Source organism: Paracoccus ravus (assembly GCF_004522175.1).
Taxonomy (GTDB): Bacteria; Pseudomonadota; Alphaproteobacteria; order Rhodobacterales; family Rhodobacteraceae; genus Paracoccus; species Paracoccus ravus.
This window is the reverse complement of the sequence record NZ_SDEB01000002.1, coordinates 184,916-211,597: the sequence shown is the minus strand read 5'-3', so window position 1 is coordinate 211,597 and position 26,682 is coordinate 184,916. Positions and strand designations below refer to the sequence as shown.

The 26,682-nt window shown below is 63.3% G+C and carries 22 protein-coding genes and 1 tRNA gene; 14 read left to right on the top strand and 9 right to left on the bottom strand.

Translation table 11 applies throughout. The features are described 5' to 3' along the window. Window positions 1–169: 169 nt before the first annotated feature. Entirely contained in the window at window positions 170–1,045 is an 876-nt protein-coding gene (locus ESZ60_RS02900; protein WP_134678903.1) for a hypothetical protein, read from the bottom strand. Window positions 1,046–1,287: 242 nt separating this feature from the next. On the opposite strand from ESZ60_RS02900, the gene infC reads away from it, so the two are divergent. Genes infC through ESZ60_RS02875 form a run of 5 tightly spaced genes read left to right on the top strand, consistent with a single transcriptional unit; the run spans window position 1,288 to window position 5,893 of the window. Next, window positions 1,288–1,836, top strand: coding sequence for a translation initiation factor IF-3 (gene infC, locus ESZ60_RS02895; protein ID WP_425331301.1), 549 nt, complete (start codon window positions 1,288–1,290; stop codon window positions 1,834–1,836). A 14-nt stretch (window positions 1,837–1,850) separates the two neighbouring features. Further along, entirely contained in the window at window positions 1,851–2,312 is a 462-nt protein-coding gene (dut, locus tag ESZ60_RS02890) for a dUTP diphosphatase (RefSeq protein ID WP_134678901.1), read from the top strand. A gap of 4 nt (window positions 2,313–2,316) precedes the next feature. After that, window positions 2,317–3,366, top strand: a complete 1,050-nt coding sequence (locus ESZ60_RS02885; protein ID WP_134678900.1) for a HesA/MoeB/ThiF family protein — start codon at window positions 2,317–2,319, stop codon at window positions 3,364–3,366. A gap of 34 nt (window positions 3,367–3,400) precedes the next feature. Beyond that, entirely contained in the window at window positions 3,401–5,437 is a 2,037-nt protein-coding gene (locus ESZ60_RS02880; RefSeq protein ID WP_134678899.1) for a M3 family metallopeptidase, read from the top strand. Window positions 5,438–5,455: 18 nt separating this feature from the next. Then, window positions 5,456–5,893 (top strand): hypothetical protein, encoded by a 438-nt coding sequence (locus ESZ60_RS02875; protein WP_134678898.1) that lies wholly within the window; start codon window positions 5,456–5,458, stop codon window positions 5,891–5,893. A gap of 37 nt (window positions 5,894–5,930) precedes the next feature. Here ESZ60_RS02875 and ESZ60_RS02870 read toward each other — a convergent pair whose 3' ends face one another. Further along, a complete protein-coding gene (locus tag ESZ60_RS02870; protein ID WP_134678897.1) occupies window positions 5,931–6,530 on the bottom strand; it encodes an SH3 domain-containing protein in 600 nt (199 codons plus the stop codon). Between the two features lie 106 nt (window positions 6,531–6,636). Here ESZ60_RS02870 and ESZ60_RS02865 point away from each other — a divergent pair, with 106 nt between their 5' ends. Together ESZ60_RS02865 and ESZ60_RS02860 are read left to right on the top strand one after the other, a co-directional pair. Next, on the top strand, window positions 6,637–7,641 hold the full coding sequence (locus tag ESZ60_RS02865; RefSeq protein WP_245155551.1) for a 2-hydroxyacid dehydrogenase: 1,005 nt from the start codon (window positions 6,637–6,639) through the stop codon (window positions 7,639–7,641). A gap of 135 nt (window positions 7,642–7,776) precedes the next feature. Beyond that, window positions 7,777–10,266 carry a GcvT family protein gene (locus tag ESZ60_RS02860; RefSeq protein ID WP_134678896.1) on the top strand — a complete coding sequence of 830 codons (2,490 nt, stop codon included), beginning with the start codon at window positions 7,777–7,779 and terminating at the stop codon, window positions 10,264–10,266. Here the strand turns inward: ESZ60_RS02860 and ESZ60_RS02855 are convergent, their stop codons facing one another. The 4 genes from ESZ60_RS02855 to lipB all read right to left on the bottom strand — a co-directional run bounded on the left by ESZ60_RS02855 (window position 10,267) and on the right by lipB (window position 13,869). Beyond that, window positions 10,267–10,755, bottom strand: a complete 489-nt coding sequence (locus ESZ60_RS02855) for a DUF2244 domain-containing protein (RefSeq protein ID WP_134678895.1) — start codon at window positions 10,753–10,755, stop codon at window positions 10,267–10,269. A gap of 6 nt (window positions 10,756–10,761) precedes the next feature. Continuing rightward, window positions 10,762–12,438: a cytochrome c oxidase subunit I gene (locus tag ESZ60_RS02850; protein WP_134678894.1), complete on the bottom strand. Its 1,677-nt coding sequence runs from the start codon at window positions 12,436–12,438 to the stop codon at window positions 10,762–10,764. Window positions 12,439–12,610: 172 nt separating this feature from the next. Further along, entirely contained in the window at window positions 12,611–13,072 is a 462-nt protein-coding gene (locus ESZ60_RS02845) for a c-type cytochrome (protein ID WP_134678893.1), read from the bottom strand. A gap of 140 nt (window positions 13,073–13,212) precedes the next feature. Then, a complete protein-coding gene (gene lipB, locus ESZ60_RS02840) occupies window positions 13,213–13,869 on the bottom strand; it encodes a lipoyl(octanoyl) transferase LipB (RefSeq protein WP_134678892.1) in 657 nt (218 codons plus the stop codon). Window positions 13,870–14,014: 145 nt separating this feature from the next. Between lipB and metH the strand changes: the two genes are divergently transcribed. The 7 genes from metH to ESZ60_RS02805 all read left to right on the top strand — a co-directional run bounded on the left by metH (window position 14,015) and on the right by ESZ60_RS02805 (window position 24,055). After that, a complete protein-coding gene (gene metH, locus ESZ60_RS02835) occupies window positions 14,015–17,767 on the top strand; it encodes a methionine synthase (protein ID WP_134678891.1) in 3,753 nt (1,250 codons plus the stop codon). A gap of 77 nt (window positions 17,768–17,844) precedes the next feature. Then, window positions 17,845–17,931, top strand: a tRNA-Leu gene (locus ESZ60_RS02830). 389 nt (window positions 17,932–18,320) lie between these two features. Further along, window positions 18,321–19,424: an ABC transporter ATP-binding protein gene (locus tag ESZ60_RS02825; RefSeq protein ID WP_134678890.1), complete on the top strand. Its 1,104-nt coding sequence runs from the start codon at window positions 18,321–18,323 to the stop codon at window positions 19,422–19,424. A gap of 42 nt (window positions 19,425–19,466) precedes the next feature. Next, complete coding sequence (locus tag ESZ60_RS02820; protein WP_134678889.1) at window positions 19,467–20,546, top strand: ABC transporter substrate-binding protein; 1,080 nt, start codon at window positions 19,467–19,469, stop codon at window positions 20,544–20,546. Window positions 20,547–20,651: 105 nt separating this feature from the next. Further along, on the top strand, window positions 20,652–21,728 hold the full coding sequence (locus ESZ60_RS02815; RefSeq protein WP_134678888.1) for an ABC transporter substrate-binding protein: 1,077 nt from the start codon (window positions 20,652–20,654) through the stop codon (window positions 21,726–21,728). 66 nt (window positions 21,729–21,794) lie between these two features. Next, on the top strand, window positions 21,795–23,096 hold the full coding sequence (locus ESZ60_RS02810) for an ABC transporter permease (RefSeq protein ID WP_134678887.1): 1,302 nt from the start codon (window positions 21,795–21,797) through the stop codon (window positions 23,094–23,096). Window positions 23,097–23,101: 5 nt separating this feature from the next. Next, complete coding sequence (locus ESZ60_RS02805) at window positions 23,102–24,055, top strand: ABC transporter permease (protein ID WP_134678886.1); 954 nt, start codon at window positions 23,102–23,104, stop codon at window positions 24,053–24,055. 82 nt (window positions 24,056–24,137) lie between these two features. On the opposite strand, the gene ESZ60_RS02800 is transcribed toward ESZ60_RS02805, so the two are convergent. The 3 genes from ESZ60_RS02800 to ESZ60_RS02790 are packed head-to-tail and all read right to left on the bottom strand — an operon-like array spanning window position 24,138 to window position 26,673. After that, window positions 24,138–25,082: an AEC family transporter gene (locus ESZ60_RS02800; protein WP_134678885.1), complete on the bottom strand. Its 945-nt coding sequence runs from the start codon at window positions 25,080–25,082 to the stop codon at window positions 24,138–24,140. Continuing rightward, window positions 25,079–25,879: an MBL fold metallo-hydrolase gene (locus ESZ60_RS02795; RefSeq protein ID WP_134678884.1), complete on the bottom strand. Its 801-nt coding sequence runs from the start codon at window positions 25,877–25,879 to the stop codon at window positions 25,079–25,081. The genes ESZ60_RS02800 and ESZ60_RS02795 overlap by 4 nt, the downstream gene beginning before the upstream one ends. Further along, window positions 25,876–26,673 carry a TatD family hydrolase gene (locus tag ESZ60_RS02790; RefSeq protein WP_134678883.1) on the bottom strand — a complete coding sequence of 266 codons (798 nt, stop codon included), beginning with the start codon at window positions 26,671–26,673 and terminating at the stop codon, window positions 25,876–25,878. The genes ESZ60_RS02795 and ESZ60_RS02790 overlap by 4 nt, the downstream gene beginning before the upstream one ends. Between the last annotated feature and the right edge of the window lie 9 nt (window positions 26,674–26,682).

The following is a 26,682-nucleotide window of genomic DNA, read 5'->3' as shown; positions in this document are numbered from 1 at the left end:
TTGGCTCCCTCGAGATGACTGATCGTCGATGTGACGTGGCGTCATAGATGATTGGCGCGGCGGTTGCCCGCCACGAAACTTGGAGGAGGGTCTATCATTCCGCCCTGCCGAGGCGCAAGACCTGCGGCCCTTTGCCGCGATTGCGGCGTTTTGGCACAGGCTCAGGGGCTTAGAACCACTGCCCCGGCTCCATCAGGCCCAGATCCATCAATTGCTGGGAATGCCAGCGGAAGGGATGCGAATTGCGCCAGGCGAAGGTCTGGATCTGCCGGCGCGAGCCGGGATTGCGCGCCAGCGCCTTGGCCGCCCGGAAGGATGCGACGGCGGCTGTCAGATTGTTATGCCAGGGGCAGGAATAGGTGTTGTATTCCTCGATATTGAAACGGTGATCAGACAGAAGTTTCAGTTCCGGCTCGCTTCTGAACAGCGCGATCCGGTCGATCCGACGACGATCGGCCGGGACATGCTCTTCGTATCGCCAGCGCAACCCGCCGTGGAAATCGAGCTGCCGCTCCTTGAACTTGCCCTCGCGGTCCTTGCGCCCCAGAGCGAAATATCCGGTCCGGTCGAACATGGCCTCGTTCATGCTGACGGCATCGGGAAAGCGGTTCAGGTCGGGGGCGTAAAGATCGACGACATAGGTCAGCATCGCACGACGCCGCTCTTCGGTATGAAAGGCCAGCATCTCGCCGACGGTGCGGGTCTCGCTGAAGGGAAAGAACAGGAATTCGGCATTATAGCCGTAATAGAACCAGGTATTCGGCGGCGCGGCCGGGACGATGCTGTTGACCGCGATCGCATGCGCGTCGGCCTGCCGCGTGTTGAAGATCACATTGGACACCCGCCCAGCCGCATCATCCGCGATCAGGTGGCCGGGCAGGGGTTCGGGCGAAAGCGCGACAATCTGGCGAAAGCCGCAGTTCAGATGATGGTTCAGCGTCGGCGCGACGGCGATCGCATCCTCGATCAGGAGGATGGCGATGGGACCCTTGGCCAGCTTGTCCGCCGAGGTCGAAAGGAACTGATCGAGCGTCGGTTGCGTCATGTGCTGTCTTGCGAGGCTGCTTTTGCGGGCGCATCACCGCCCGAGACGGTCGGGACCCCTTCGGGACGCGGCGAGGCGTTGACGGCATCTAAGCATGGCAGGAAGGCTGTCGTAAAGCGGGGCGAAGGGGCGAGGAAATCTTTCGCCCTTGCTGCGCTGAAACGTCCGCAAACGCGCGAATTCGGTTGAAAAGCGCGTTTTGCCCGACTATTTAACCGCGCAAACAATTTGGCCATACAAGGATCACAGCCATAGCCCGCAGACCGCATAACGCTCCGCCCCAACGTGACACCGGCCCCCGGACCAACGACCGCATCCGGGTCGCTGAGATTCGCCTGATCGGCGCGGATGGCGAAAATATCGGTGTCGTGTCGCCAGCACGCGGCATGGAGCTTGCTCAGGAAGCCGGGCTGGACCTTGTCGAGATTTCGCCCAATGCCGTGCCGCCGGTCTGCAAGATCATGGACCTCGGCAAGTTCAAATATGAACAGCAAAAGCGCGAAGCCGAGGCCCGCAAGAAGCAGAAGATCATCGAAATCAAGGAGATCAAGTTCCGTCCCGGGACCGATACCCATGATTACGACGTCAAGATGCGCTCGGTGATGAAGTTCCTGGGCGAGGGCGACAAGGTCAAGGTGACCCTGCGTTTCCGCGGACGCGAAATGGCGCACCAGCAGTTGGGCCTTGAGCTTCTCAACCGTGTCGCTGCCGATATCGGCGAAGCCGGCAAGGTCGAATCGATGCCCAAGCTCGAAGGGCGTCAGATGGTCATGATGATCACGCCCAAATAAGTAAGGTTACGGACATGGCTGCGGATGTGACGATTCTGGTTCTGCGTGAACCGGGTGCCGATGCGGCGCTGCCCTTGCCCGAATACCAGACCTCCGGTTCCGCAGGCGCTGACCTGCGGGCCGATCTTGGCGGGGCCGAGCTTGTGCTTGATCCTGGCCAGATCAAGCTTGTGCCCACCGGCCTGCGCGTGCAGATCCCCGAAGGCTTCGAGATGCAGATCCGTCCCCGCTCCAGCCTCGCGCTGAAGCATGGCGTGACGCTGCCCAATACGCCCGGCACGATCGACAGCGATTATCGCGGTCCGCTTGGCGTCATCATGATCAATCTGGGCCAGCAGGCTTACGCAATCCAGCATGGCGAGCGCATCGCGCAGGCCGTGATCGCGCCGGTCACCCGGGCGCGCTATGTCATTGCCGAGGCGCTGGAGGATACCGCGCGCGGCGCGGGCGGCTTCGGCTCGACCGGCCGGGCCTGATTTCATGCTCATCCTGCTGATGATGGCTGCCGCGCTTTGTGCGGGGGCCGTTTTGGGCTGGTCGGCGCGCAGGGGCTGGGGCATCGTGGGCCTGCTTTGGGCGGCGGCGGCGCTTGTCCTCTGGCTTGCGCCGAAATCCGCGCCAGCGCGCCTTGCCGGGGGTGATCTGCGGCTGTGGCTTCTTGGCGGCGGAATTCTTGCATTGGTCTTGGGCTATCGTACCCTGCTGCGGCAATTGCATCGAAAGGCCAGGCCCTTGTCCGAAATGCCGCGCCCCGCGTCCTCTGGCCCGTTGCCGGATGCCGAGCTTGACCGCTATGCCCGCCATATCGTGCTGCGGGAACTGGGTGGGCCGGGGCAGGCGGCGCTGAAACGGGCCCGCGTTCTGGTCGTCGGCGCGGGCGGGTTGGGCGCGCCGGTCTGTCTTTATCTGGCGGGGGCGGGTATCGGACGGATCACTCTGGCAGATGATGACGCGGTGAGCCTCTCGAACCTGCAGCGGCAAGTGATTTTTCGCAGCACGGATGCGGGCCGCGCCAAGGCCGATGCCGCGTCCGAGGCGATGCTGGCGCTGAACCCGCATATCGAGGTGACCGCATTGAACCGCCGGATCGGGGCGGAGGATGCGGCGCTGATTGCCGGGCATGACCTTGTGATTGACGGCACGGACAGTTTCGCCGCCAGACAGGCGATCAACGTGGCCTGCGTGGCGGCGGGTGTGCCGCTGATCGCGGGGTCGATCGCGCAATGGGAGGGGCAGATCACCATCTGGGATCCAAAACGCGGCGCGCCCTGCATGGCCTGCATTTTCCCCGAGGCCCCTGCGGCGGGACTTGCGCCCGCCTGCGCCGAGGCGGGTGTGGTCGGGCCCTTGCCCGGCGTCATCGGCAGCATGATGGCGTTGGAGGCGATCAAGCTGATTGCCGGGGCGGGCGAACCGCTGCGCGGGCGGATGATGATCTTTGACGGGCTCTGGGGCGAGAACCGGCTGGTGAAACTCGCGCGGCGCGCGGATTGCCCGGTCTGCGGCTCTGGACATTTTCCTCAGGGGTGAAACACTCGCGGGCAACCCATTCAGGAGACCCCGCATGAATCCCGAATTGACGCATTGGACCGGACCGCTGGGTCTGCCGCGTTTCGACCTGATCCGCGACGAGGATTTCGCCCCCGCATTCGACACCTGCCTGCAATTGGCCGGCGCTGCGGTCGAGGCGATCGCCGCCAATCCCGAACCGCCCAGCTTTGAAAACACCGTCGCCGCGCTTGAAACCGCCGAGGATCCGCTGAACCGGCTCTGCGCCGTGTTCTTTACCCTGACCGGGGTGGATTCGAACCCCGCGCGCGAGGATCTGCAGCGCCAGATTGCGCCTCGCCTTGCCGCGCATGGCTCCAAGGTCAGCATGGACCCGCGCCTGTTCGACCGGGTCGAGGCGATCATGCAGGACAAGTCCGCACTTGCCCCCGAGGATCTGCGCCTGACCGAATTGACCCTGCGCGGGCTGCGCCGCGCGGGCGCGGGGCTGAGCGGCGAGGCGCGCGCCCGCATGGCGGCGATCCGCGAAAGGCTGGCCGTGCTCTCGACTGATTTCGCGCAGAATGTCCTGACCGATGAGCGTGATTTCATCCTGCCGATCGGGGACGGCCAGCTTGCCGGACTGCCCGATTGGCTGCTTCGCGCCATGCGCGCCGCAGCGCGCGAGCGCGGGCAGCAGGGCCAGATCGTGACGCTGAACCGTTCGCTGATCGTGCCCTTTCTGGAACATGCCGAGGATCGCGCCTTGCGCGAGACGGCGTGGCGGGCATGGACGGCGCGGGGGGATGGCTCGGGCGCGGGCGGGGCGAAGACCGACAATCGTCCGATTGCTGCGGAAATCCTGCAATTGCGCCACGAAAGGGCGCAGCTCTTGGGCTATGCGGATTTCGCCAGCTACAAGCTGGAACCCGAAATGGCCGCCAATGCGGCCAATGTCGAGGCGCTCTTGACCGAGGTCTGGGCCCCGGCCAAGACCCGCGCCGAGCGCGACGCCGCCCGCTTCACCGAGGCCTTGCGCCGCGACGGGATCAATGGCGCGCTGGGGCCCTGGGACTGGCGCTTCTATGCCGAGCGCCGCCGCAAGGCCGAGCATGATCTCGATGAGGCGGCAGTCAAACCTTACCTCACGCTCGACGCGATGATCGGCGCGGTCTTCGACACGGCCGGGCGGCTTTTCGGGCTTGAGATGCGGGAAGTTGAGGCACCGCTCTGGTCGCCCGATGTCCGGGCATGGGAAATCACCCGCGACGGCCGCCCGATGGCGATTTTCCTGGGCGATTTCTTTGCCCGACCCAGCAAGCGTTCGGGGGCCTGGTGTTCGAGCCTGCAGAGCCAGCACAAGATCGGCGCGGGCCAGCGGCCCATCGTGGTCAATGTCTGCAACTTCACCCCACCCGAGGCCGAGGGCGCGCCCGCCTATCTGTCATGGGATGACGCGCATACCTTGTTCCACGAATTCGGCCATGCACTGCATCATATCCTGTCGGATGTGCATTGGCCCTCGATCTCGGGAACATCGGTGGCGCGGGATTTCGTCGAACTGCCGAGCCAATTGTTCGAGCATTGGCTGGAGCAGCCCGAGGTCCTAGACCGCCATGCCCGCCATGCCGAGACCGGCGCGCCGCTGCCCGCCGATCTGCGTGACCGGATTCTCGCGGCGCGCAATGCCGATTCCGGCTTCTCGACGGTGGAATATCTGGAGAGCGCGCTGGTCGATCTGGCCTTTCATCGCGGCACGCCTCCTGCCGATCCGATGGCGCGTCAGGCCGAGATCCTCGCGGCCCTGGGCGCGCCTGCCGCGATCCCGATGCGTCATGCCACGCCCCATTTCGCGCATGTCTTCGCGGGTGACGGTTATTCCTCGGGCTATTACAGCTATATGTGGTCCGAGGTGATGGATGCGGATGCCTTTGACGCCTTTCTCGAGCAAGGCAGCGCCTTTGATGCGGATACGGCCGCAAAACTCGAGAAATGGATCCTCTCGAAAGGGGATTCGATGCCCGCAGATGAACTTTGGTTGAAATTCAGGGAACGAAAACCGGGGGTTCACGCTTTGTTGAAAGGACGCGACCTTCTGGATGTTGCTTCCTGATTCAACGGGAGAAACGAGATGATATCGACTAAAGCTCTGCTCGCCTGCGCCGCTGCCGTGGTCCTGGGTGGGCTTGCGGCCTGCGACCAGGCTCCGCCCGTCAACCCCGAGCCGACGCCCGGCCCGATGGCTCAGTCGAGCGCGCTGAACGGGACCTATAACCTGCTGCAGTCCCATTGCGGCGACATCACCAGCGACAAGAGCCTGGTGATTGATGGCAACAAGTTCATCTTTCCGGGAACGACCTGCACGGTCGCCAATTCCGAAAAGCAGGTGGACCAGACCCGCGTGACGCTGTCCTGCGTGGGCTCGCCGGCTGCAGGCAACCGGATCGTCGATCTGCAGACCCGCACCGACGGCACGCTGCGCCTGACCGAGGATTCGATCACCCTGACCTATTTCCAATGCATGAAGGCCCAAGCCAGCTCAAGCGCGCTGGCGGGGGAAAGCATGTAATCACGCCAAGACGGGCCGCCCTGGGGCGGCCCGAAACCTATCGGATCTCGTCGGGATCGACGCCCCAGATCGTGGGCTTGGGCACCCAGCCCTTTTCCCCTCCGCCTGACACGCGGCACCAGGTCGGGTTGCATTCATGCAGACGCACGATCGCACCGGCTTCGGCCCGCGCAACCACATTGGCATGTTCGACGGGCTTGGCCAGCAGTTCCAGCATGTCCTTGCGCACGATCGCGGTGCGCACGCCCGACAGCAGCGAGTAATGCACCCAGCCGCCCGCGCCGTCCTGATCCTCGACCCGTCGCCAATGGCCGAATTCCGCCACGACGCGCAGGGGCATTCCGGCATGGCGGAACACCCAGTCGATGCGATGCGAAAGGCTCGGGCCGCGCCGCGCATTGCCCTCGCCGCCCTTCAGGCTGACATAGCGCGGCAAGGGCAGGTTGGTGACCGAACCGCGATGCGGATCCTGCCTGCCCGCCGGATTGCGGCTGATCTCGGCATCTGCCGAAACGGGAGGGCGTTCGATCGCGTCAAGTCGCTCGCCGGGATTCGTCGCCTGCGCCAAAGCCGCGCCCGCAAGCGAGGCGATCATGGCCGCAGCAGCAAGGCCATGTCCAACCCGAATAAGATTCATCTGCCCGTCCTGTTTTTTCGAGGCCTTGTGCCTGCCCCGCGACAAAGGCACTTTGCCAAATGCCGATCCCTTTGGGAAGATGGACCGGCCGAGCGCAGGGGGGACCATGATGCAAGCAGGCGACAGGCTTCGTTCCAAACTCAGGGTGACCGTCACGCGCAGGCTTCCCGAGGCCGTCGAGACGCGGATGTCGGAATTGTTCGACGTCGCCTTGCGCGGCGAGGACAGCAAGATGGGCCGCGAGGAACTTGTCGCGGCCATGCAGGCAAGCGATGTGCTCGTGCCCACGGTGACCGACCGCATAGACGCCAATATGCTGGCCCAGGCGGGCGAAAGGCTGAAGCTGATCGCCAATTACGGCGCGGGATTCGACCATATCGACGTGCAATCGGCGCGGCAGAGGGGGATTCTGGTCTCGAACACGCCGGGCGTGGTCACCGAAGATACGGCAGATATGGTGCTGGCGCTGATCCTTTCGGTGGTGCGCCGCCTGCCCGAGGGCATGGCCGAGATGCAGGGCGGGCGCTGGCAGGGCTGGTCGCCGACCAACCATCTGGGCGGGCGGATCGGCGGCAGGCGTCTGGGCATCCTTGGCATGGGCCGGATCGGACAGGCGGTGGCGCGCCGCGCCCGCGCCTTCGGGATGCAGGTGCATTACCACAACCGCCGCCGCCTGCGCCCCGAGATAGAGGCCGAGCTTGAAGCGACGTGGTGGGAAAGCCTGGATCAGATGCTGGCGCGCATGGACATCATCAGCGTGAACGCGCCGCATACGCCCTCGACCTTCCATCTGCTCAATGCGCGGCGGCTGAAGCTGATGAAGCCATCGGCGGTGGTGGTGAATACTTCGCGCGGCGAGGTCATCGACGAGAACGCCCTGACGCGGATGCTGCGCGCGGGCGAGATCGCGGGGGCAGGGCTCGATGTCTTTGAGCATGGCCACGAGATCAACCCCCGGCTGCGCGAATTGCCCAATGTCGTGCTGCTGCCGCATATGGGCTCGGCCACGATCGAGGGGAGGGCCGAAATGGGCGAAAAGGTCATCATCAATATCAAGACCTTCGCCGATGGCCACCGGCCGCCTGATCTGGTCGTGCCTTCGATGCTGTAACACCTGCGACCAAGTCCTAGGCAAAATGCGTCATGTCGTTTTCCTGCCGCGAAATGTCGCGCGCGCGATGCGGGGCCGCGGATGCTCTGCGACAAATCGCCTGTGGAATGTCGCGCGCGAAAGGAATGGCAGGTCATGAAAACCCATGTGAAGGCTCTGGTCGTGGGCGGCGGAGCGGTCGGCTGCGGCATCGCGCTGCATCTGGCCCGCGCCGGTTGGGAGACGATGCTGGTCGAACGCGACGAGCTGACCTCGGGCTCGACCTGGCACGCGGCGGGTCTGCTGCCGCTGTTCAACATGGGCTACGCGACCAGCCATATCCATGATTACTCGGTCAGGCTTTATGCCGGGCTCGAGGCCGAGACCGGGCTGAATGCGGGCTTTACCCGCTGCGGCAACCTGCGCATGGCACAGACGCAGGAGCGCATGGATGAATACATGCTCTATTCCGCCACGGCCGAGACATTGGACATCGCGCATGAGTTTCTGACCCCCGCTCAGATCCGCGAGCGCTGGCCCCTGGTCCGCACCGAGGATCTGAAAGGGGCGCTGTTCCACCCGACCGACGGCTATATCAACCCCGCCGATGTGACGCAGGCCATGGCCAAAGGCGCGCGCATGGCCGGCTGCGCGATCGAGCGCAGGATACAGGTGAATGCCTATCGCTGGACCGGCAGCGAATGGATCGTGACTTGCGAGCGCATGGAGGAAAAGGGCGGCAATCTGATCCCCTCGGGCGAGATTTTCGAGATCCGCGCCGAGCATGTCGTGACCGCGACCGGCAACCATGCGCAGCGCAGCGCGCGGCTTCTGGGTATCAAGATCCCCGCGATTCCGGTCGAGCACCAATATATCGTGACCGAGCCCGACCCGGCGCTGGCGGCATGGCGCGCGGCGGGCAATCCCGAGCATCCGGTGCTGCGCGATGCCGACGCGAAATGGTATGTGCGCGAGGAACGCGGCGGCTGGATTCTTGGACCCTATGAGCGCAATGCCCCGGCGCGCTTCCTCTATGACGTGCCAGAAAGCTTCCGCGCCGATCTCTTCCCGCTCGATCTGGATCGGATCGAAGAGGAATACATGTCGATGATCCATCGCATCCCCAGTTCGGAAACCGTGGGTCTGAAGGACGATTTCAACGGCCCGATCTGCTACACGCCGGATGGCAATCCGCTGGTCGGTCCCGCGCCGGGCCTGCGCAACATGTGGCTGGCCGAGGGCTTCAGCTTCGGCATCACGGCGGCGGGCGGCACGGGCCATTACCTTACGCAGATGATGACGCAGGGCGAGGCCGAGATCGACATGGCGGCACTTGATCCGCGCCGTTTCGGCGGCTGGATGACAACCGAATATGCCGCGAAAAAGAACGAGGAATGCTACGAGCATGTCTTCGTGCTGCACCATCCCGACGAAGAGCGCGAAGCCTGCCGCCCGCTGCGCACCGCGCCCGCCTATGACCGTCAGATCGCGGCCGGCGCGCAGATGGGGCAGGTGAATGGCTGGGAGCGGCCGAACTATTACGCGCCCGCCGGTTTCGACGATCATGCCGCCCGCAGTTTCCGACGCGGTGGCTGGTGGCAATATGCCGTCGATGAAGCCAAGGCCGTCCGCGAGAGCGCGGGCCTGATCGACGCCTCGGCCTTTGCCAAGCATCGCGTGACCGGGGCGGGGGCCTCTGGCTTCCTGGACTGGTTCACGACAAACAGGCTGCCCAAGGTCGGGCGCGTCAACCTGACCTATGCCCTGACCGAAAGCGGCACGACGCGCAGCGAATTCACCATCCTTCGGCTGGCCGAGGATGACTATTACCTGATCTCGGCCGGGGCTTGGGCGGATTACGACGGCGACAACCTGCGCAAATGCGCCGAGGACAAGGCCGCCGAATTCGGCCCGATCATCGTGCAGGACATCACCACGCAATGGGGCGTCTTTGCCTTGGCCGGCCCGAGATCCCGCGACATTCTGGCCGAGATCGTGCGCGACGCCGACCCTTCGACCGTGCTGGGCAATAAACGCTTTCCCTGGCTTTCGATGCGCGAGATCGAACTTGGCATGTGTCCGGTCCGCGCCATCCGGGTGGCCTATACCGGCGAATTGGGCTGGGAATTGCACCACCCGATCGAATTCGGGCGCTACCTCTGGGATCTGCTGGTCGCGACGGGCGAGAAGCACGGGCTGAAGCTGGTCGGGGCGCGGGCCCAGAACTGGCTGCGACAGGAAAAATCCTATCGCGCCTTCGGGACCGAGCTGGGCCGCGACGCGACGCCGCTCGAGGCGGGGCTCGACCGTTTCGTCGATCTGGACAAGGATTTCCGGGGCAAGCAGGCCATGCTCGACAAGGGAATCCGGTCAGGCTGCGTGACGCTGCTGATCGACGGACCGGGTGATGCCGATCCCTGGGGCCGCGAAGGGTTGTTCATGGACGGGCAGCGGGTCGGACGGCTGACCTCGGGGGGATGGTCCGTGGCCCTCGGGAAATCCATCGCCATGGGCTATGTCCGCCCCGAATGCGCGGCGCCTGGCACGAGGCTCAAGCTGCGCATGCAGCGCGAGTTCTGGGATGCCGAAGTGGTGGCCGACAGCCCCCATGACCCCGAGAATATCCGCATCCGCCAGGACGGCTGATCAGCGCAGGCGGCGCAGCCGTCCGGTCAATTCCTGATGCAGGCTCCGGCGCTCTTCGGGCGACAGGAATGCGCCCAGTTCGATTTCGCGCCGGCCGTCGGTCAGGACCAGATAATCCGGAACCGGGCCATTCGCGCGCAGCGTCGCGCGCAGCCAGTAGGGATTGGTGCGCCAGATCCGGTCCGGGCGGCCGGGATCCGAGCGGGTAAGCACCAGTTCGGCGCGCGCGATCCGCATCACCTCCCGAGGCGCGCGATAGCTGCGGCGGATCGCGGCCCACAGCCCCCAGACTGCGATCACCGCAAAGGGTAGCAGGCCCCACAGCGCCGCTGTCCCAAGGATCGAGAGCAAAGGCAGCGCAAGTCCCGCGGCTGCCAGCCCGATGACCCAGGCAAAGCCCTTGCGCGGCAGCGAATGATGCAGCCACACCGTCAGAATGATAACGGCCCCGGAATCCTCCGGGGCCGTTTCGATCCATTCATAAGGCATGCGGGATCAATGCGCGTGGCTGCGATCCCAATCCGACGGCTTGGGCAGGATCTCGAACGTATGCTCGGGCGGCGGCGAGGGCAGGGTCCATTCCAGCGTATCGGCATGCTCGTTCCAATAGTTCGGCACATGGACGCGCTGCCCGGCGCGCAGCGTGTAGAAGACGATGCCGATGAAGAACAGGAACGAGGCGAAGGACAGATAGGCCCCGAGCGACGAGATATTGTTCCAGAACGCGAACTCGACCGGGTAGTCGATATAGCGGCGCGGCATGCCCTGACGTCCCAGGAAATGCTGCGGGAAGAAGATCATGTTCGAGCCGATGAACATCATCCAGAAATGCACCTTTCCGGCCCATTCCGGATATTGCCGGCCCGACATCTTGCCGATCCAGAAATAGACCCCGGCAAAGATTGCATAGACCGCGCCAAGGCTCATCACATAGTGGAAATGCGCCACGACGTAATAGGTGTCGTGATAGACCCGATCCAGCGGGGCTTGGCTCAGGACCACGCCGGTGACCCCGCCCACGGTGAACAGGAACAGGAAGCCGAAGGCCCAGAGCATCGGCGTCTTGAACTCGATCGAGCCGCCCCACATCGTTGCGATCCACGAGAAGACCTTGATCCCGGTCGGCACTGCGATGGTCATCGTGGCCAGCATGAAATAGCTCTGCTGGGTCAGCGACATGCCGACGGTATACATGTGGTGCGCCCAGACGACGAAGCCCAGGATGCCGATCGCGGCCATGGCCAGAACCATCGGCAGATAGCCGAAGATCGGCTTCTTGGCGAAAGTCGAGATGACATGGCTGATGATGCCAAAGCCCGGCAGGATGATGATGTAGACCTCGGGATGGCCGAAGAACCACAGGATGTGCTGATAAAGGATCGGGTCGCCGCCACCGGCGGGATCAAAGAAATGCGTACCGAAGTTGCGGTCCATCAGCAGCATGGTGATGGCACCGGCCAGAACCGGAAGCGCCAGCAGGATCAGCCATGCGGTGATAAAGACCGACCAGGCGAAGAGCGGGACCTTGAACAGCGTCATGCCCGGGGCGCGCATGTTCAGGAATGTGGTGATGATATTGATCGCGCCGAGGATCGAAGACGCCCCCGAGACATGGACCGCGAAGATCGCCAGATCCATCGAATAGCCCGACTCGGTGGTCGAGAGCGGCGGGTAAAGGACCCAGCCCACGCCCGAACCCATCTGGTCGCTCCCGCCCGGAGCGAGCAGCGAGGCGATTCCAAGGCAGACGCCGCAGACATACATCCAATAGCTGAGGTTGTTCAGCCGCGGAAAGGCCATGTCGGGCGCGCCGAGATGCAGCGGCATGAAATAATTGCCGAAACCACCGAACAGTGCGGGGATGACGACAAAGAACATCATCAGCACGCCGTGATAGGTGATCATCACGTTCCAGAGATGGCCGTTCGGCGTGCATTCGCTGGCGGCATCAGAGATGAAGCGCGCGCCTTCGAGGCACATGTACTGCACGCCCGGATGCTGCAATTCCATCCGCATATAGACGGTGAACGCGACCGAGATCAGACCGACAACGCCAGCCGTGAACAGGTAAAGGATACCGATATCCTTGTGGTTTGTTGACATGAACCAGCGGGTGAAGAAACCGCGGGTGTCATGCTGGTCGCCGTGGCCGTGAACGGCTGCGTCTGCCATGCTGAACTCCCTAAACATGCGCGGGCCGGCCGTTCGGGGCCGACGGACTCGGCTCAAGTTCTAGAACACAAAATCTGACCGGGCAATCGCGGCGAAGCCTGCGCGAGGCGTCCCAAGGCGTCGAAAACCGACCTTGGACCGCCCCTGTTGCAGGACCGCGACAGGTCGCGGATCAGTTCGAGGCCGGGGCCTCGGCTGCGGGGGCTGCGCCCGCTTCAGGCGAGTGTTGTGCAAGGAATGCAACCACGTCGGCCTGATTCTTGGCCAGCTTGAAGGTCATCTTGGTCTTGAGGGATTTGTCCCCGACCTTCTCTTCGACATATTTGTTCGGGTCGGTGATGTAGCCCGCCAGATCCTCGGTGGTCCAGACCTCGCCGGCTTCGCCCAGCTTGACCAGAGCGTCCGAGAACTTGAACCCTTCCAGAGCGCCGGCCTTGCGGCCGACCACGCCGTAGAGGTTCGGACCGACCTTGCCGCCCTTGACCACATCCGTGCCGTCCGGCGACTGGATCATGTGGCAGGCCTTGCATTTCTTGAATTCGTTTTCACCTTTGGCGGCGTCGCCCGCGTCCTGTGCCATGGCCGGCATCGCAAGCGCGATCGCAGCGAAAGTGGCGTAGATGCTGGTCTTCATGGCATTCCCTCTGGGTCGTTTTCCGGAACATGGATGGGACCTCTCCCTCCCTGATGTCGAGGGCTAGCATGAGAGACCCTGCCTGAATACCGTCAAAAGGTCGCAAACAGGGCAATGCAGACCCTAGGAACTGGATAAAATCAGTCCGAGATCGGCGGGAAACTGTTGGGGAAGGTCTGCATCAAGGCCGCGTCCAGATCCCCAAGCCCGACCGGATGGCCCAGATCCACGAGGCTGGTCACACCATGCCCCGAGATGCCGCAGGGCACGATGCCTGCGTAATGCGTCAGGTCCGGTTCGACATTGATCGAGATGCCGTGGAAGCTGACCCATTTGCGCAGCTTGACGCCAATGGCGGCGATCTTGTCCTCGCGCGTCGAGCCGTCCAGCAGCGGTGCCTTGTCAGGACGGGCCACCCAGACGCCGACGCGGCCATCGCGGATCTCGCCGGTGACGTTGAACTCGGAGAGCGCGTCGATCACCCAATTCTCCAGCGCTGCGACAAAGGCACGGATGTCGCGCCCGCGCCGATTCAGGTCCAGCATGACATAGACGATGCGCTGGCCGGGTCCGTGATAGGTATATTGCCCGCCGCGCCCCGCCGCATGAACAGGGAAGCGGGCGTCGAGCAGGTCAGCCTCTTTGGCGCTGGTCCCTGCGGTGTAAAGCGGCGGATGCTCGACCAGCCAGATCAGTTCATCGGCCTCTCCGGCATGGATCGCGGCGGCGCGCGCCTCCATGAAGGCGACGGCCTCGTCATATTCGGTCAGTCCGGGGGCGGTGATCCATTCAGTCATGGCCCGTCATTTGGCGGCAATGCGAGTTAGGCGCAAGAGGGGGCAGGGGATCATGAATCCCGTTCAAGATCATTCTGCGGATGTTGAATTTCACTAATTGAACTTCAGCGATTATATAGACGGCTTCAATAGCCCGGATTCTGCCATGACCCTGCCTCTTTCCCCCGTTTTTGACGCCATCCGCGCCGCTGCGCGGGACCGCATCCTGATCCTTGACGGCGCGATGGGCACGCAGATCCAGCAGCTTGGCTTTGGCGAGGGCGATTTTCTTGGCCACGGTGGGGCTTGCGCCTGCGGTTGTCACCCGCCGGCACTTGGTGAGCATCCCCAACAGGGCAACAATGACCTCTTGATCCTGACCCAGCCCGAGGCGATCGAGGCGATCCATTACCGCTATGCCAAGGCGGGCGCAGATATCGTCGAGACGAACACGTTTTCCTCGACCACCATCGCGCAGGCCGATTACGGCATGGAACATGCGGTCTATGACCTGAACTTCCACGGCGCGCGTCTGGTGCGTCAGGCGCTCGACCGCGCCACCGCCGAAGATGGCCGCCCGCGTTGGGTCGCGGGCGCGCTTGGGCCGACCAACCGCACGGCTTCGATCAGCCCGGATGTGAACAATCCCGGCTACCGCGCGGTGACCTTCGATCAGCTGCGCGTGGCCTATGCCGAGCAAATCCACGGGCTGATCGACGGCGGCGCCGACATCATCCTGATCGAGACGATCTTTGACACGCTGAACGCCAAGGCCGCGATCTTTGCCTGCGAAGAGGTCTTTGCCGAGAAGAGCCTGCGCCTGCCGGTGATGATCTCGGGCACGATCACCGACCTTTCGGGCCGCACGCTTTCGGGGCAGACGCCGACCGCCTTCTGGTATTCGGTGAATCACGCGCAGCCGCTGACCATCGGCCTGAACTGCGCCCTTGGGGCCGAGGCGATGCGTCCGCATTTGGCCGAACTGTCTGGCGTCGCCGACACGCTGATCTGCGCCTATCCCAATGCCGGTCTGCCTAATGAGATGGGCCAATATGACGAATCCCCCGAGGATATGGCCGCCCAAGTTGCCGAATTCGCGCGTGAAGGTTTGGTCAATATCGTCGGCGGCTGCTGCGGCTCGACCCCCGAACATATCGCTGCGATTGCCCGCGCCGTGGCCGACATCCCACCGCGTGTGTTGCCGGAGATCGAGCCGCGCCTGCGCCTGTCGGGGCTTGAGCCCTTCGTCAAGACCGATGAAATTCCCTTCATCAACGTCGGTGAGCGGACCAACGTCACTGGTTCGGCTCGTTTCCGCAAGCTGATCACCAATGGCGATTTCGCCCCCGCTTTGGATGTCGCCCGCGATCAGGTCGAGAACGGCGCCCAGATCATCGACGTGAACATGGATGAGGGCCTGATCGATTCGAAGCAGGCGATGATCGACTACCTGAACCTGATCGCTGCCGAACCCGATATTGCCCGCGTTCCGGTGATGATCGACTCCTCGAAATGGGAAGTGATCGAGGCCGGTCTGAAATGCGTGCAAGGCAAGGCAGTGGTGAACTCGATCAGCCTCAAGGAAGGCGAGGAAGCTTTCCTGCATCACGCGAGCCTCTGCCGCCGCTATGGCGCCGCCGTCGTGGTCATGGCCTTTGACGAGGTCGGCCAAGCCGATACCGAGAATCGCAAGGTCGAGATCTGTTCGCGCGCCTATGATCTCTTGGTGAACAAGGTCGGCTTCCCGCCCGAGGACATCATCTTCGACCCCAACATCTTCGCCGTGGCGACGGGCATCGAGGAACACGACAATTACGGCGTCGATTTCATCAATGCGACGCGCCGGATCATGCAGACCCTGCCGCATGTTCATATCTCGGGCGGCGTGTCGAACTTGTCCTTCAGCTTCCGCGGCAATGAGCCGGTGCGCGAGGCGATGCACGCCGTGTTCCTTTATCACGCCATTCAGGCGGGCATGGATATGGGCATCGTCAATGCAGGGCAGCTTGCCGTCTATGACCAGATCGACGAGGGTCTGCGCGAGGCCTGCGAGGATGTGGTCCTGAACCGCAAACCCGCCAAGGGCGGCACGGCCACGGAAAACATGCTCGACATCGCCGAGCGGTTCCGCGGCGAGGGCGGCGCGAAAGCCCGCGAAAAAGACCTGACTTGGCGCACATGGCCGGTGGCGCAGCGTCTGTCGCACGCGCTGGTCAATGGCATCACCGAATATATCGACGAGGACACCGAAGAGGCGCGCCTTTCCGTCGAACGCCCCCTGCATGTCATTGAAGGTCCGCTGATGGACGGGATGAACGTGGTCGGCGACCTCTTCGGCTCGGGCAAGATGTTCCTGCCGCAAGTGGTGAAATCGGCCCGCGTCATGAAGCAGGCCGTGGCCCATTTGCTGCCCTTCATGGAGGCGGAAAAAGCTGGCAGTGGCGCGTCGTCAAGCGCGGGCAAGGTGCTGATGGCGACGGTGAAAGGCGATGTCCATGACATCGGCAAGAACATCGTCGGCGTCGTTCTGGCCTGCAACAACTACGAGATCATCGACCTTGGCGTGATGGTTCCGGCGACCAAGATCCTCGAGGTGGCCAAGGCCGAAAAGGTCGATATCATCGGGCTTTCGGGTCTCATTACCCCGTCCTTGGACGAGATGGTTCATGTGGCCTCGGAAATGGAGCGTGAAGGCTTCAACATCCCGCTGCTGATCGGCGGCGCGACGACGTCGCGCGTGCATACCGCGGTGAAAATCCACCCGCGTTATGCCAAGGGACAAACCGTCTATGTCACCGATGCGAGCCGCGCCGTCGGCGTGGTCGGCAACCTGCTTTCGGGCCAGAAAACGGCCTATGTCGACAATATCCGCACCGAATATGCGGATGTCGCGAACAAGCACGCCCGCGCCGAGGCCGAGAAGAAGCGTCTGCCGCTGGCCTCGGCCCGCGACAATGCGGTGCAGATTGACTGGACCGGCTTCGCGGCCAAGACGCCAGAATTCCTCGGCGCGCGGGTGATCGACGATTTCGATCTGGCCGAGATCGCGCGTTATATCGACTGGACCCCCTTCTTCCAGACTTGGGAGTTGAAGGGCGTTTATCCGCGCATCCTTGAGGATGAGAAACAGGGCGAGGTCGCGCGGCAGCTCTTCGCGGACGCGCAAGCCATGCTCAAGCTCATCATCGACGAGAAATGGTTCCAGCCCCGCGCCGTCATTGGCTTCTGGCCCGCGAACCGGGTCGGCGACGATATCCGTCTGTTCACCGGCGAGGATCGCGGCGAGGCGCTGGCGACGCTGCACACCCTGCGCCAGCAGGTCCATAAGCGTGACGGTCGCCCGAATGTCGCCATGGCCGATTTCGTTGCGCCAGCAGGTCATCGCGACTATGTCGGCGGCTTCGTCGTGACGGCAGGGGGCGAGGAACAGGCCATCGCCGACCGCTTCAAGGCGGCGCATGACGATTTCTCGGCGATCCTTGTTCAAGCCCTCGCCGACCGCTTCGCCGAGGCTCTCGCCGAGATGATGCATGAGCGAGTCCGTAAGCAATACTGGGGCTATTCCGATGAAAGCTTCGCCCCCGAGGAACTGATCGGCGAGCCCTATCCCGGTATCCGCCCTGCGCCCGGCTATCCCGCCCAGCCCGACCATACGGAAAAGACCACGCTGTTCCGCCTGCTCGATGCCACCGCGGCGACCGGGGTGGAGCTTACCGAATCGATGGCGATGTGGCCGGGGGCCTCGGTCTCGGGCCTCTATCTCGGCCATCCCGACGCCTATTACTTCGGCGTCGCGAAGGTCGAGCATGATCAGGTTCTGGACTATGCCGCGAGGAAGGGAATGTCGGTCTCCGAGGCCGAGCGCTGGCTCGCCCCGATCCTGAATTACATTCCGCAAGCGGCCGTTGCGGCGGAATGAAAAAAGGTTTGCGGCGGAAGCAAAAGACCCCTTTTCATCCCCCGCGCAACCGTCTAAGTAGCCCGTGCTACGAAGATGCGGTCGTGGCGGAATTGGTAGACGCGCAGCGTTGAGGTCGCTGTTCCCTAACCGGAGTGGAAGTTCGAGTCTTCTCGACCGCACCAAAGTACAGAAAGCCGCGCAGCCCCGGACGGGTTGCGCGGCTTTCGGTTTTTTAGCCCTTCATCCGCGTTTGCGACATAATTATGGCACGATTGCGTCCGGCAGCGGGGCAGTCCGGTCCGGGGCTTTCCAATTGCGCGGGCTTGGGCACGAAACGGCGCGTTGTGGACAGCGAAAATCGCGAGAAAACGGCAGTTTCGTGAGGCACTTGGCCGCACAAGCGCATCCGCGGTTGATGCGAAGCGCGCCGCAGCAGCAAAGCATCTGCCCGATTTGGGGGCAGCGCGGGCGTGCTGCACAAGATCTGCACATGCCAGTTGCCATACCAACGCGCCGCCGCATAGGCTCGGTTTGCGGAAAACAAAAACCACGAAAACAGGGAGTCCCGCATTTGGCAGTCGCAGCCGGTAACGACGCGTTCGTCGTCTTCGATCATGTGCAGAAAAGCTATGATGGTCAGACCCTTGTGGTAAAGGATCTGGATCTTTCCATTGGCAAGGGCGAATTCCTGACCATGCTCGGGCCCTCGGGTTCCGGAAAGACAACCTGCCTGATGATGCTTGCCGGTTTCGAGACCGCGACCCATGGCGAGATCCGCTTGGGTGGCAAGAACATCAATGACGTGCCTCCGCATAAGCGGGGCATCGGCATGGTGTTTCAAAGCTATGCCTTGTTTCCGCATATGACGGTGGGCGAGAACCTGTCCTTTCCGCTGGAAGTGCGCGGCATGAGCTCGGCCGAACGCAATACCCGAATCGCCCGCGCCCTGGACATGGTGCAGATGGCGAAATTCGCCAACCGACGCCCGGCCCAGCTTTCGGGTGGCCAGCAGCAGCGTATCGCTTTGGCGCGGGCGCTGGTCTTTGACCCGGAACTGGTCCTGATGGATGAGCCGCTGGGTGCGCTCGACAAGCAGCTGCGCGAGCATATGCAATACGAAATCAAGGCCTTGCATGACCGACTGGGGATCACCGTCGTCTATGTCACCCATGACCAGAGCGAGGCATTGACCATGTCGGACCGCATCGCGGTCTTCAATGATGGGCGCATCCAGCAACTTGCGCCGCCGCCGGTGCTTTACGAAAAACCCGAGAACAGCTTTGTTGCCGGTTTCATCGGCGAGAACAACGCGCTGCGCGGCAAGATCGAGCAGCTTGACGGCGGCAAGGCCCTGGTGCGTCTGGGCAATGGCGAGTTGATCGACGCCACTCCCGTCAATATCCGCGAGGCCGGAAAGCCCACCACCGTCTCGATCCGGCCCGAGCGGATCGAGTTCAAGCCCGATCTGATGCCCGCTGGCGCGCATACGCTGGAAGCCGAGGTGCGCGACGTGATCTATATGGGAGACATCCTGCGCGCCCGCCTCAAGGTCGCGGGGCAGGACGATTTCGTGATGAAATACCGCAATACGCTTGGCCAGGTGAAACTGTCCCCCGGCGAGACGATCCGCATCGGCTGGCATCCCGAGGATGCCCGCGCGCTGGATCCGGTCTGATTTTTCGCAATCCATTTCAAGTCCAACCTGAGGGAGCACTACATGAAACGGACGCTCATCCTGACTTCGGCGCTGGTGGCAATCGCCACGGGCGTCCATGCGCAGGACAAAGAGGTGAACCTGCTGAGCTGGGGCGGCGCCTATGGCAACAGCCATGTCGAGGCCTATGCCAAGCCCTTCGAGGCCAAGACCGGTATCAAGGTCAAGGTCGCCGATGCCGATAACCCGGCAACGCCGATCAAGGCGCAGGTCGAGGCCGGGAATGTCACGACCGACGTGGCCTCGGTCGAATATGCCGATGCGGTCCGGCTCTGCGACGAGGGCCTGCTCGAGGAAATCGACGCGTCGATGCTGGCCCCGGCGGCCGATGGCACTGCGGCCTCGGATGACTTCATCGCGGGCGCGGTGACCGATTGCTTCGTCGGCACCGATGTCTATTCGATGATCCTTGCCTATGACGACACGAAATTCACTGACGCCAAGCCCATGGGCCCGGCGGATTTCTTCGATACCGCCAAGTTCCCCGGCAAGCGCACCATGCGCAAGGGCGCGAAATTCAACCTCGAATTCGCGCTGATGGCCGATGGCGTCCCGGCGGCCGAGGTCTATCAGGTTCTCGGCACGCCCGAGGGCGTGGACCGCGCCTTCAAGAAGCTCGATTCGATCAAGAATGACGTGATCTGGTGGGAAGCAGGCGCACAGCCGCCCCAGCTTCTGGCCGATGGCGAGGTCAGCATGGCCTATGCCTTCAACGGCCGGATCTTCAACGCCGCGCAAGGCGAGGGCAAGCCCTTCAAGATCGTCTGGGACGGCCAGATCTATGAGATGGAAGGCTGGGTGATCCCGAAAGGCGCGCCGAATATGGAAGCGGCCAAGGAATTCGTCGCCTTCTCGACCTCGCCCGAGCCGCAGGCCCGTGCCGCCGAGTTCATCAGCTATGGCCCGCCGCGCAAATCGGCGGCCGCGCTGGTCGGCAAGATCAACGGCACCGAGGTCCCGATGGGGCCGAACCTGCCGACCTTTGCCGACAACATGACGAACGCGCTGGGATCGGATCTCGATTTCTGGGTCGATCACGATGCCGAGCTGAACGAGCGTTTCGCCGCTTGGCTCGCAAGCTGAGTTTGGGGCCGCGGCGGCATTCCCGCCGCGGCCAAATTCTGCGCGAAAGCGCCAAGAAACCAGCGGCCAATGTGCCGAAGATGCCAATAGGGAGTTAACAACGCGATGAAGAGAATACTGATTCTATCCTCGGCGCTTTGCGGTCTGGCCTTCGCGGCGCAGGCGGCCGAGGTCAATGTCGTCTCCTGGGGCGGCGCATACGAGAAATCGCAGGTCGAGGCCTATAACAAGCCCTTCGCCGAAAAGACTGGCATCAAGGTGAACATGATCGCCGCCGACAACCCGGCCACGCCGCTCAAGGCGCAGGTCGAGGCCAAGAACGTCACCGGCGACGTTTTCGACATCGAGGTCTCGGACGCGATCCGGCTTTGCGACGAGGGCGCTCTGGTTGAGATCGACCCGGCCTCGCTGCCCGCAGCCCCCGATGGCACGCCCGCAGCCGAGGATTTCCTTGATGGTGCGCTGCAGGATTGCGCGGTCGCGAATATCTTCTGGGGCACGGTCATTGCCTTCGACGGCAGCAAATATTCCGGCGAAAAGCCTTCGACCGCGGCGGATTTCTTCGATACCGCGAAATTCCCCGGCAAGCGCGGCCTGCCCAAGAACCCCAAGCGCACGCTTTACCTTGCGCTGATCGCGGATGGCGTCGCGCCCGACCAGATCTATGAGAAACTCTCGAGCCCCGAGGGCATCGAGCAGGCCTTCAAGAAGCTCGACACGATCAAGAAGGATGTCGTCTGGTGGGAGGCTGGCGCCCAGCCCGTCCAGCTTCTGGCCGATGGCGAAGTGGTGATGGCGACCGGCTATAATGGCCGTTTCTTCGATGCCATGGTCGGCGAGGGCAAGCCTTTCGAGATCATCTGGGACGGGCAATACATGGACATGGACATGTTCGCCATTCCCAAGGGCGCGCCCAACCCCGAGGCGGCGATGGAATATCTGAAATTCGCCACCGACACCCAGCGTCTGGCCGATCAGGCCAAATACATCGCCTATGGTCCCGCCCGGAAAAGCTCGACCGCGCTGGTGGGCATGTATCAGGACGGCAAGACCGAGATGGCGCCGCATATGCCGACCGTCGCGGATCACATGAAGACCGCCGTCATGGATGACCCGGAGTTCTGGGCCGATCACGCCGCCGAGCTGACCGAGAAGTTCAATGCCTGGCTCGCGGCCAGCTGAGTGCCTGCGCCGCCGCTCGTCCGGGTGGCGGCGCGTTTCTGACGACCGAAGACGTTGAAGGATCAGATGGCCCAAGCCCTTGACCCCCATGCCGCCATCGTGACCGAGGCCTCTGGCCTTGCCCCCGAGGGCGCTTTGAAGACCGCGGATGGACAGCCGCTTGCCCGCGCCCTTGCGCGCAGTTCGCGCCGCGCGCGACGCCGGGCCTTTTTGCTGGTTCTGCCGCTGCTGGCCTTTATCCTGATCACCTTCGTCCTGCCGATCGGACAGATGCTGCAGCGCTCGGTCAAGAATGACGGCTTTTCCGCGAATATGCCGCAGATCAGCGCATGGTTTCACGCCAATCCGCGCGGTACCGAACCCGATGAGGTGGCCTGGGGCGCGCTGGCCGCCGATCTGAAGGCCTCGGCCGAGGCCAAGACCATCGGTGTCGTCGGCACGCGGATCAATTACGAGATGGCGGGGACGCGCTCGCTTTTCACCTCGGCGGGGCGCAAGGTCCGGGACGGGCTCGCGCCGCCCTATCGCGAGGCGGTGCTGGCGCTGGACGAGAAATGGGGCGATCCCAAGCTCTGGTCGGTGATGCGAGAGGCCTCCTCGCCCTATACCGGCAATTTCTACCTCGCGGCGATGGACCGGACCCGCGACGCCGAGGGCAACATGGTGCAGGCCCCCGAAGAGCAGCGCATCTATATCAGGCTGTTCATGCGGACCTTCTGGCTTTCGGCGGTGATCACCTGCACGACGTTCCTTTTGGGCTTTCCGATCGCGCATCTCTTGGCGACCTTGCCGATGCGCAAGTCGAACCTGCTGATGATCCTTGTGCTTTTGCCCTTCTGGACCTCGCTTCTGGTGCGGACGACGGCCTGGATGGTGCTTTTGCAGCAGCAGGGCGTGGTGAATGACATTCTGGTCTGGCTTGGCGTGATCCGCGACGATCAGCGGCTGCAGATGATCTTCAACCAGACCGGCACGATCATCGCCATGACGCATATCCTGCTGCCCTTCATGATCCTGCCGCTTTACTCCGTGATGCGGACGATCAACCCGTCCTATGTCCGGGCGGCGCGGTCCTTGGGCGCGACGAGTTGGACCGCCTTCCGACGGATCTATTTCCCGCAGACCCTGCCGGGGCTGGGGGCGGGGGCGCTGCTCGTGTTCATCCTCGCGGTCGGCTATTACATCACGCCCGCTTTGGTCGGTGGCTCTTCGGGGCAGCTGATTTCCAACATGATCGCGATGCATATGACGCAGACGCTGAACTGGTCGCTGGCGGCGGCGCTGGCCGCGCTGCTTCTGCTGGGCGTGCTGGCGCTTTACTGGGTCTATGACCGCCTTGTCGGCATCGACAATCTGAAACTGGGGTAATCGACATGGCGCTTCCAACCTATGCGACGAAGCTGGAGCGGCTCTGGCATTACACCTATCTGGTGATCTGCGCGGCGATCTTTTTCTTCCTGATCGCGCCGATCGTGGTGGTGATCCCGCTGAGCTTTAACGTTGAGCCCTATTTCACCTTCACCGACAAGATGCTGTCCTTTGACGCGTCGGGCTATTCGATGCGGTGGTATGACAGCCTGCTGACTTTCGGCATGGCCAAACCCGAGGCCCCGCGCGATCTGAGCTGGTGGGCGGATGTCTGGCAGAATGCGAAATGGGTGCAGGCCGCGAAAAGCTCGCTGATCGTGGGCTTTTTCGCGACCATCGTCGCGACGGTGCTGGGCACGCTGGCGGCGCTTGGCCTGTCGCGTCCCGAGATGCCCTATCGTCGTGCGATCATGGCGATCCTGATCTCGCCGATGATCGTGCCGATCATTATCACCGCGACGGGGATGTTCTTCTTCTACTCGAATCCCTGCGAGCCGCTGACCTGGATCGGGCTGAATCCGCAATGCGGACGGCTGGCCGGGACCTATCTGGGCGTGATCCTTGCCCATGCCACTTTGGGGATTCCCTTCGTGATCATCACGGTGACGGCGACGCTGGTGGGCTTTGACCAATCGCTGGCGCGAGCGGCGGCGAGCCTTGGGGCGAATCCGAGAACCACGTTTTTCCGCATCATCATGCCGCTGATCCTGCCGGGCGTGATCTCGGGGGCGCTGTTCGCCTTTGTCACGTCCTTTGACGAGGTGGTGGCGGTGCTGTTCATTGCCGGTCCCGATCAGCAGACCATCCCGCGCCAGATGTGGAACGGCATTCGCGAGCAGATTTCACCGGCAATCCTTGCGGTAGCGACGCTCTTGGTGATCTTCTCGGTGGCACTTCTGACGGTGGTCGAGATGCTGCGGCGTCGCTCGGAGCGGCTGCGGGGCGTCACGCCGCATTGAGCGGCTTACACCCCGGCCCTGAACCCGCGGCCCTTCCGGGCGGCGTTTTCATGGCGGGCCCCCGCCGTCAGGGCAGGCCCCCTTACGGCAGGACCGAGATCCAGAACCAGATCGTCAGCATCGAGAGCGCGGTCGAGACCAGCACCGTCGAGGCTGCGACCCGCTTGGCCGAATTGTAGATCGCGGCGAAGAGATAGGCGTTCACCCCCGGAGCCATGCTGGCGGTGATGACGGCGGAACGCATCGCCTCGGTCGGCAGCTTGAAGAAAAGCCCCAAGGCGTAGGTCGTGACCGGGTGGATCACCAGCGAGCAGAGGCAGCACAGCGCGATGGCGGTGCTGTCGCCCTCGGGGCGGTAGCGGTAGAGAACGCCGCCAAGGCCGAACAGCGCCGCAGGCAGGGCGGCGCGCGCCATCATGTCGGCGGCGGCCCAGAAGCCCTCGGGCAAGACGAGCCCCGCCGAGAGCAGCGCGTTCATCACCGCGCCGCTTAGGATGCCGAGGATCAGCGGCGTATGCAGCACCCCACGCAGCGCCCGCATGGCGATCTGGCCGATGCGCAGGCTTTGGCCCTTGGCGCGGGTGACCTCCATCATGGTGATGCCGAAGGTATAGAGCAGCGGCGAGTGGATCGCGATGATCGCGACGTTTCCGGCCAAGGCCTCGTGGCCATAGGCGCGCTCCATGATCGGGATGCCGAGCAGCAGCGAATTCGAGAAGAGGCAGCAGAAGCCGATCGCCACGGCATCCTCAGGACTGCGCTTGAGATAGCTGCGCGCGATCCCCCAGCCGATGAAATAGGACAGGAACGCACCGGCATAGAAGGCGACCCACATGCCGATATTCACGTCCTTGGACAGGTCGAGCCGCGCCACATTGGTAAACAGAAGCACCGGCACGGCGAAGTTCTGGGCAAAGCGCATCAGCCCGTCGACAGCGACCTCGGTGAACATCTTTCGCCAGGCGACCAGATAGCCGAAACCGATGATGATGAAGACCGGAAGAATGACGTCGAAAAGGATTTTCATCTGAAGGTCAGCACCAATCCGTCATGGGCAGGAATGACATTGTCGGGCGTCTCACCCATGACATCGTCGTAATCGAGGTCGATATGCATGTTGGTGATCACGCCCCGCACGGCACCGGATTGCGCGATCCAGTCCAGTGCGAGGTCGAGATGGGCATGGCTCGGATGCGGCTTGCGGCGCAGCCCGTCGCAGATGAAGATCTCGGCCCCCATGATCGCGGGCCATGCCGCCTCGGGGATGTCCTTGACATCGGGTAGATAGACGAGTCCGCCATGGTCGCCGGGAATGCGAAAACCTAAGGCCTTGGTGTCGCCGTGATCGACCTCGAAGGGCAGCAGGTCGATCGCGCCGCCTTCTCCATGCACATGGATCGGGCCGTCGATCAGGTTCATGCGGCAGATCGGCGGATAAGAGGACCCCTCTGGCGTCTCGAACACATAGCCGAAGCGGCCGCGCAGGGCCTGTGCGGTGGCCGGATCGGCATGAAGCTCCATCATCCGGTCCATGTTATAGACGATCTGGCGCAGGTCATCGATGCCGTGGATATGATCGGCATGGGCATGGGTATAGACGACCGCGTCCAATTCGCCGACACCTGCATCCAGAAGCTGCGGCACAAGGTCTGGCCCGGTATCGATCAGCACGCGGGTCATGCCCAGAGGTCCCTTGCGCTCTAGCAGCAGCGCGCAGCGGCGGCGGCGGTTCTTGGGGTTCTGGGGGTCGCATTCGCCCCAGCGGTTTCCAAGGCGCGGCACCCCACCCGATGAGCCGCAACCAAGGATCACCGCTCGGATCATGCGGCGGCTTTCGCGAAGAGCCGGTCGAAATTCGCCGTGGTCTGGGCGCGGAACTCGGCCTCGGTCATGCCGAACGCCTCGGCGCAGATGCGGGCGGTATGGGCGACATAGGCGGGCTCGTTGCGCTTGCCGCGATGGGGCGGGGGTGCGAGATAGGGCGCGTCGGTCTCGACCAGAATGCGGTCCTTGGGCGCGGCGGCAAAGATCTCGCGGATCTCGGTCGAGCGCGGGAAGGCCGCGATGCCGGAAAGCGACAGGTAAAAGCCCAGATCCAGCGCGGTCTGCGCCAGTTCCGGCCCGCTCGTGTAGCAATGCATGACGCAGCCAAAGGAACCTACGCGATGCTCTTCGGTCAGGATGCGGGCCATGTCGGCATCGGCATCGCGGGAATGGATGATCAGCGGCAGGCCGGTGCGGCGCGCGGCCTCGATATGGATGCGCAGGCTTTCGGCCTGAATGGCGGCGCTTTCGGCGGTGTAGTGATAGTCGAGGCCCGTCTCGCCAATGCCGACGAATTTCGGATGGCGGGCGAGTAGCACCAGTTCCTCGACCGTGATCAGGGGTTCCTCGGCGGCATACATCGGATGGGTCCCGGCGGCGTAGAAGACGCCCTCATGCGCCTCGGCCAGGGCGCGCACTTCGGGCTCGTTCCTGAGCCGGGTGCAGATCGTGACCATGCGGCGCACGCCCACCGCATTGGCGCGCGCGATCAATTCGGCCTGCTGGCCGTCGAAATCGGCGAAATCCAGATGGCAATGGCTATCGACAAGCTCGGGGAGAGCGGTTTCGGTCATCAGGCAGGC

Coding starts and splice junctions, on each gene's coding strand:
- ESZ60_RS02900 (WP_134678903.1), bottom strand. CDS start 1,045: ATGACGCAACCGACGCTCGATCAGTTCCTTTCGACCTCGGCGGACAAG.
- dut (WP_134678901.1), top strand. CDS start 1,851: ATGGCTGCGGATGTGACGATTCTGGTTCTGCGTGAACCGGGTGCCGAT.
- ESZ60_RS02885 (WP_134678900.1), top strand. CDS start 2,317: ATGCTCATCCTGCTGATGATGGCTGCCGCGCTTTGTGCGGGGGCCGTT.
- ESZ60_RS02880 (WP_134678899.1), top strand. CDS start 3,401: ATGAATCCCGAATTGACGCATTGGACCGGACCGCTGGGTCTGCCGCGT.
- ESZ60_RS02875 (WP_134678898.1), top strand. CDS start 5,456: ATGATATCGACTAAAGCTCTGCTCGCCTGCGCCGCTGCCGTGGTCCTG.
- ESZ60_RS02870 (WP_134678897.1), bottom strand. CDS start 6,530: ATGAATCTTATTCGGGTTGGACATGGCCTTGCTGCTGCGGCCATGATC.
- ESZ60_RS02865 (WP_245155551.1), top strand. CDS start 6,637: ATGATGCAAGCAGGCGACAGGCTTCGTTCCAAACTCAGGGTGACCGTC.
- ESZ60_RS02860 (WP_134678896.1), top strand. CDS start 7,777: ATGAAAACCCATGTGAAGGCTCTGGTCGTGGGCGGCGGAGCGGTCGGC.
- ESZ60_RS02855 (WP_134678895.1), bottom strand. CDS start 10,755: ATGCCTTATGAATGGATCGAAACGGCCCCGGAGGATTCCGGGGCCGTT.
- ESZ60_RS02850 (WP_134678894.1), bottom strand. CDS start 12,438: ATGGCAGACGCAGCCGTTCACGGCCACGGCGACCAGCATGACACCCGC.
- ESZ60_RS02845 (WP_134678893.1), bottom strand. CDS start 13,072: ATGAAGACCAGCATCTACGCCACTTTCGCTGCGATCGCGCTTGCGATG.
- lipB (WP_134678892.1), bottom strand. CDS start 13,869: ATGACTGAATGGATCACCGCCCCCGGACTGACCGAATATGACGAGGCC.
- metH (WP_134678891.1), top strand. CDS start 14,015: ATGACCCTGCCTCTTTCCCCCGTTTTTGACGCCATCCGCGCCGCTGCG.
- ESZ60_RS02820 (WP_134678889.1), top strand. CDS start 19,467: ATGAAACGGACGCTCATCCTGACTTCGGCGCTGGTGGCAATCGCCACG.
- ESZ60_RS02815 (WP_134678888.1), top strand. CDS start 20,652: ATGAAGAGAATACTGATTCTATCCTCGGCGCTTTGCGGTCTGGCCTTC.
- ESZ60_RS02810 (WP_134678887.1), top strand. CDS start 21,795: ATGGCCCAAGCCCTTGACCCCCATGCCGCCATCGTGACCGAGGCCTCT.
- ESZ60_RS02805 (WP_134678886.1), top strand. CDS start 23,102: ATGGCGCTTCCAACCTATGCGACGAAGCTGGAGCGGCTCTGGCATTAC.
- ESZ60_RS02800 (WP_134678885.1), bottom strand. CDS start 25,082: ATGAAAATCCTTTTCGACGTCATTCTTCCGGTCTTCATCATCATCGGT.
- ESZ60_RS02795 (WP_134678884.1), bottom strand. CDS start 25,879: ATGATCCGAGCGGTGATCCTTGGTTGCGGCTCATCGGGTGGGGTGCCG.
- ESZ60_RS02790 (WP_134678883.1), bottom strand. CDS start 26,673: ATGACCGAAACCGCTCTCCCCGAGCTTGTCGATAGCCATTGCCATCTG.